Origin of the sequence: Streptomyces sp. MB09-02B, assembly GCF_033794485.1 — a bacterium.
In the GTDB taxonomy this organism is placed as follows: domain Bacteria; phylum Actinomycetota; class Actinomycetes; order Streptomycetales; family Streptomycetaceae; genus Streptomyces.
Genome location: NZ_JARGEE010000529.1, coordinates 1 through 5519 on the forward strand (window position 1 = coordinate 1; position 5519 = coordinate 5519).

Consider the following 5519-nt stretch of genomic DNA (forward strand, 5'->3'; position numbering starts at 1 on the left):
GGGCGGGTGCGAGGGGTGGGGGCGGTGGCGCCTCGGCCTCGGTGAGGGTTCCGGTCGACATCAGACGGCCGCCCCCTCGTCCACGCCCGCGTCGATGGCCTGGGCGGCGTCCAGGCCGAACGTGTGCGCCGGGCTCCAGTGCAGGACGACGTCGGCGCCGGGGACGAGCCGGGTGTCGCGGTCGATGTTCTGCGCGTAGACCTCGAACTCGGGGCAGACCGAGCTGTCGATCACGTACTGCGTGGAGACGCCGATGAAGCTGGTGGCGGCGATCCGGCCGGTGACGCGGTTGCGGCCGACCGGGATCTCCCCGGCGTCGTCCGCGTGGGTGAGGGTGATCTTCTCGGGGCGTACGCCGACGAGGACCTTGCCGCCGGTGGTGGCGGGCGCCGAACATCGGGCCTCGGGCAGGACCAGCTTGCCGTCGCCCGCCTTCAGCACGATCTCGCCGCCGCTCCTGGAGTCGACCTCGGCCGCTATGAGGTTGGAGGTGCCGAGGAAGTTGGCGACGAAGGTGGTCCGCGGGTTCTCGTACAGGTCGGTGGGCGAGCCGAGTTGCTCGACGCGGCCGCCGTTCATCACGGCGACCGTGTCGGCCATGGTCATGGCCTCCTCCTGGTCGTGCGTGACATGGATGAACGTGATGCCGACCTCGGTCTGGATGCGCTTCAGCTCCAGCTGCATCTGGCGGCGCAGTTTGAGGTCGAGCGCGCCGAGCGGCTCGTCCAGGAGGAGCACCTTGGGGTGGTTGATGAGGGCGCGGGCGACGGCGACGCGCTGCTGCTGGCCGCCCGAGAGCTGGTGCGGTTTCTTGCGGGCCTGCTCGCCGAGCTGGACCAGGTCCAGCATCTCGTCGACCTGCTTCTTCACGCTCTTGATGCCCCGTCGGCGCAGCCCGAAGGCGACGTTCTCGAAGATGTCGAGGTGCGGGAAGAGGGCGTACGACTGGAAGACCGTGTTCACCGGCCGCTTGTACGGGGGCAGGTTCGTCACGTCCTGGTCGCCGAGCCGGACGCTTCCGCAGGAAGGTTCCTCCAGGCCGGCGATCATGCGCAGGGTGGTGGTCTTGCCGCAGCCGGAGGCGCCGAGCAGGGCGAAGAAGGAACCCGCGGGCACGGTCAGGTCGAGCGGGTGCACGGCGGTGAAGGAGCCGTAGGTCTTGCCGATGCCGGAGAGGCGGACGTCACCGCTGCCGTCGTCCGCGGCGTTCTTGCTGCTCTTCGTGCTGCTCTTCTTGCTGGTCATCGTCCTCGTCACGCCCCTGTCAGCTTCGCGAACTTCTCTTCGTACGCCGTCTCTTCCTTCTGGCTCAGGGAGCGGAAGGCCTGGGACTTGGCCGCCATGGCCGCGTCGGGAATGATCAGCGGGTTGTTCGCCGCGTCCGGGTCGATCTTGGCCAGCTCCGCCCGCACACCGTCGACCGGGCACACGTAGTTGATGTACGCGGCGAGTTCGGCGGCCGGCTTCGGCTCGTAGTAGTAGTCGATGAGCCGTTCGGCGTTGGTCTTGTGCCGGGCCTTGTTCGGGACCAGCAGGTTGTCGGTCGAGGTCATGTAGCCGCTGTCGGGGATGACGAAGTCGACGTCGGGGCTGTCGGCCTTGAGCTGGACGACGTCACCGGCCCAGGCGATACACGCCGCGAAGTCGCCCTTGGTGAGGTCCGAGGTGTAGTCGTTGCCGGTGAAGCGGCGTATCTGCCCCTTGTCCACGGCCTTCTGGAGGCGGGCGATCGCCGCGTCGTAGTCGTCGTCGCCGAATCTCGCCGGGTCCTTGCCCATGTCGAGCAGGGTCATCCCGATGCTGTCGCGCATCTCGGAGAGGAAGCCGACGCGCCCCTTGAGTTTGGGGTTGTCGAGCATGTCGGAGACGGACCTCACCTCCTCGCCGTCCAGGGCCTTGCGGTTGAAGGCGATGACGGTCGAGATGCCCTGCCAGGGATACGAGTAGGCCCGCCCCGGGTCCCAGTCCGGGCTGCGGAACTGCTGGGAGAGGTTCATGAAGGCGTGCGGCAGGTTGGACGCGTCCAGTTTCTGGACCCATCCGAAGCGGATCAGCCGGGCGGCGAGCCAGTCGGTGACACAGATGAGGTCGCGTCCGGTGTCCTGGCCCGCGGCGAGCTGCGGCTTGATCTTGCCGAAGAAGTCGACGTTGTCGTTGATGTCCTCGGTGTACTTGACCTTGATGCCGGTGCGCCGGGTGAACTGGTCCAGGCTGGGATGGCGCTTGCCGCTGTCGTCGACGTCCATGTACTCGGTCCAGTTGGAGAAGTAGACCTCCTTCTCCTTGGCCGAGTGGTCCTCGGACGAGCCGCCCGAGGTGCTCCTCGCCGCGGGGATGCCGCAGGCGCTGAGCGCCCCGAGCCCGCCGACCGCGAGTGCGCCGCCCGTTCCGGCGCGCAGCAGTGAACGGCGGCTGAGCGCGGCGCGGCCGTCGGTGAGGCTGCGCCGCACGGCGGCCACCTGGGCCGGTGAGAGGCGGTCGGGCTCGTACTGCTCCATGCGCGTGGTGCCCTTTCGGACGTGCCCTTTCGGGAGGGTGGGCGGAGACCGGCCGGGGGTCGGGCGGCCGGTCCCCGGGCTGACTAGCGGTCCCCGAAGATCGTGCGGTGCCAGTCCTTCCTGACGATCGCCGTATTGTCGAACATGACGTGCTTGATCTGGGTGTACTCCTCGAACGAGTACGTGGACATGTCCTTGCCGAAGCCGGATGCCTTGTAGCCGCCGTGCGGCATCTCGCTGATGATCGGGATGTGGTCGTTGACCCACACGCACCCGGCCTTGATCTCGCGGGTGGCACGGCCCGTCCGGTACACGTCCCGGCTCCAGGCGGAGGCTGCGAGGCCGTACGGGGTGTCGTTGGCGAGGCGGATGCCCTCGTCGTCGCTGTCGAAGGGCAGGACCACGAGCACCGGGCCGAAGATCTCCGCCTGGACGATCTCGCTGTCCTGGGCGGCGTCCGCGATCAGGGTGGGCCGGTAGTACGCGCCCTTCCCCAGCTCGCCCCCGGGCGCTTCACCGCCGGTGACCACGCGCGCGTACGCGCGTGCCCGCTCGACGAAGGCGGCGACCCGGTCGCGCTGGACGTGCGAGATCAGCGGACCGAGGTCGGTGCCCGGGGCGAAGGGGTCGCCGAGCCGGACGGTCTCCATCAGGGCGGCCGTCCGCGCGACGAACTCCTCGTACAGGGGCCGTTGCACGTACGCGCGCGTGGCGGCCGTGCAGTCCTGGCCGGTGTTGATGAGGGAGCCCGCGACCGCGCCGTGGACGGCGGCCTCCAGGTCGGCGTCGTCGAAGACCACGAACGGGGCCTTGCCGCCGAGTTCCAGATGGATGCGCTTCACGGTGCGGGTGGCGACCTCGGCGACGCGCTTGCCGACGGCCGTGGAACCGGTGAAGGAGGTCATGACCACGTCGGGATGGCCGACGAGGTGCTCCCCGGCCTCCCTGCCGGTGCCGGTGACGATGTTGATCACACCGTCCGGGAGGCCGGCGTCCGTGGCGGCCTGCGCGAAGAGCAACGAGGTGAGCGGGGTCAGCTCGGCGGGCTTCAGGACGATCGTGTTGCCGGCGGCGATCGCCGGGAGGATCTTCCAGGCGGCCATCTGCAGCGGGTAGTTCCAGGGTGCGACGGAACCGACGACCCCGATGGGCTCCCGGCGTACGTACGAGGTGTGGTCCCCCGAGTACTCGCCCGCCGACTGACCCTGGAGGTGGCGGGCGGCACCCGCGAAGAAGGCGGTGTTGTCGATGGTGCCGGGCACGTCGAACTCGCGCGTCAGCTTGAGCGGCTTGCCGCACTGCAGGGACTCGGCCCGCGCGAACTCCTCCGCCCGGTCGGCCAGGACCGCGGCGAGGCGGTGCAGCGCGTCCGACCGCTCGCCGGGCGTGGTGGCCGCCCAGCCGGGGAACGCCGCGCGGGCGGCGGCGACGGCCGCGTCCACGTCGTCGGGGCCGGCCAGCTCGTAGGTGAGGACCTCGTCCCCGGTCGCGGGGTCGACGACCGCGTGGGTACGGCCCGACGTGCCCTTGGTCGGGCGGCCGGCGACGAACTGCGCGCCGACCGCGAACCGGTCCTGTGCGGGGAATCGTTCCGGGATGGCGGTGCCCGGGTTCTGCATGTCGCTCTCCTCCGCCGGTGCCCCCTCTGTCCTCGAGGGCGGGTGGCGTAGCTCCAGCTCGATTTGAGTGCCGATCCTGACAGAGCCGGGCGGCACCAACAAGTGATTCCGTTGTTGCCTTTTGGTTACGCGACGGAATCTGTCGACCAGGTGTCCAGTCGGCACAGGAAATCAAGGACGGTCTGTCAGTGGTTCCTGCCAGACTCGTCGGCATGGAGAAGATCGATTCTTGGGACACGCTGACGGAGGCGGTCCGCGCGGGGGCGAGGGTCAAGTACCTGCACTTCTGGGGGCACCGGCCGCTGCCGGACGGCCGGATCGGCGCGAGCTGTCTGAGCCAGTGGTGGCCGTCGCCGTTCACGGTGGACGGCGTGGAGTACGCGACGGCCGAGCACTGGATGATGGCCTCGAAGGCCCGGCTTTTCGGGGATCCGGAGGCGGAGCGCAAGGCCGTGGCCGCGTCGGGCCCCGCCCAGGCCAAGAAGGTCGGGCGGCTGGTACGCGGCTTCGACGACGCCGTGTGGGAGCGGGAGCGCTTCGGCATCGTCGTCGAGGGCAGCGTCCACAAGTTCGCCGCCCACGCCGACCTGCGGGCGTTCCTCCTGGGCACAGCGGGCCGGGTGCTCGTCGAGGCCAGCCCCGTCGACCGGGTCTGGGGCATCGGCCTCGCGGCGGACGACGAGCGCGCGATGGACCCCGCCCGGTGGCGGGGCCCCAATCTGCTGGGCTTCGCGCTGATGGCGGCCCGGGAGCGCCTGTCGAGCGGGGTCGAGGTGTGAGCGCGGTCCGTGGATGAGGCGACGGGGGCGGGCGGCCGCGGGTGCGTGGTGGCCGGCCGCGCCGGCTCACCGCCTCCCTCGGGGCGCTACACGCCGGCTTCCGCCTGCGGCAGCACCAGGGACAGGGACGTGGAGTAGCCGTCGTCGAAGGGGTCGGTGTCCGAGTCGTAGCCGTCGCTCTCGGCCGCCAGGACGAGGAGGACGATGAAGCCGATGCCGAGCAGGATGCCGACGACTCCGCAGATGATCCCGGCCAGCGCGTGCCCCGGGTTCGTCGCCTCACCCCGGCGCGCCTTGGCCCGCCCGATGAAGCCGAAGATCATGGCCATGACCCCCAGCAGGATCGCGAGCGGCCACAGGCAAAAAAGCACGGCCGCGCAGATGCCGAGCACCATCGCCGCGATCCCCATCCCGTTGCTCGGCGGTGGCGCGGGCACGGGCCAGGCATACCCCGCACCCGGGGCGGGATAGCCGGCACCCGGGTGGGCGTGGGCGCCCGGGTACCCCGGGTACTGGGGATAGCCGTACGGGACCTGCCCCGGCCCTTCGGGACCGATGGGCGGGGGAGGTACGGCAGCGCCGGGGGCGCCGTAGGGCGCGGCGGCCGCGGCGCTGCCGTACCT

General features: G+C 70.4%; 5 protein-coding genes. 1 reads left to right on the plus strand and 4 read right to left on the minus strand.

The window, feature by feature from the left end; all coding sequences use genetic code 11:
* Window positions 1-60: 60 nt before the first annotated feature.
* The 3 genes from P1P70_RS39785 to P1P70_RS39795 all read right to left on the minus strand — a co-directional run bounded on the left by P1P70_RS39785 (window position 61) and on the right by P1P70_RS39795 (window position 4117).
* Window positions 61-1245 carry an ABC transporter ATP-binding protein gene (locus P1P70_RS39785; RefSeq protein WP_319246634.1) on the minus strand — a complete coding sequence of 395 codons (1185 nt, stop codon included), beginning with the start codon at window positions 1243-1245 and terminating at the stop codon, window positions 61-63.
* 8 nt (window positions 1246-1253) lie between these two features.
* The gene (locus P1P70_RS39790) at window positions 1254-2498 is read right to left on the minus strand and encodes a spermidine/putrescine ABC transporter substrate-binding protein (RefSeq protein ID WP_319246638.1); all 1245 of its coding nucleotides are present in this window, start codon (window positions 2496-2498) and stop codon (window positions 1254-1256) included.
* Between the two features lie 83 nt (window positions 2499-2581).
* Window positions 2582-4117: a gamma-aminobutyraldehyde dehydrogenase gene (locus tag P1P70_RS39795; RefSeq protein ID WP_319246642.1), complete on the minus strand. Its 1536-nt coding sequence runs from the start codon at window positions 4115-4117 to the stop codon at window positions 2582-2584.
* Window positions 4118-4329: 212 nt separating this feature from the next.
* Between P1P70_RS39795 and P1P70_RS39800 the strand changes: the two genes are divergently transcribed.
* Window positions 4330-4896, plus strand: coding sequence for an NADAR family protein (locus P1P70_RS39800; RefSeq protein WP_319246645.1), 567 nt, complete (start codon window positions 4330-4332; stop codon window positions 4894-4896).
* A gap of 86 nt (window positions 4897-4982) precedes the next feature.
* On the opposite strand, the gene P1P70_RS39805 is transcribed toward P1P70_RS39800, so the two are convergent.
* The coding region (locus P1P70_RS39805; protein WP_319246648.1) for a DUF4190 domain-containing protein at window positions 4983-5519 on the minus strand (537 nt) is incomplete at its 5' end.

What these genes read in the sequence shown, in the direction of transcription:
- P1P70_RS39790 (WP_319246638.1), bottom strand. Translation starts at nt 2,498, where the DNA reads ATGGAGCAGTACGAGCCCGACCGCCTCTCACCGGCCCAGGTGGCCGCC.
- P1P70_RS39795 (WP_319246642.1), bottom strand. Translation starts at nt 4,117, where the DNA reads ATGCAGAACCCGGGCACCGCCATCCCGGAACGATTCCCCGCACAGGAC.
- P1P70_RS39800 (WP_319246645.1), top strand. Translation starts at nt 4,330, where the DNA reads ATGGAGAAGATCGATTCTTGGGACACGCTGACGGAGGCGGTCCGCGCG.
- P1P70_RS39785 (WP_319246634.1), bottom strand. Translation starts at nt 1,245, where the DNA reads ATGACCAGCAAGAAGAGCAGCACGAAGAGCAGCAAGAACGCCGCGGAC.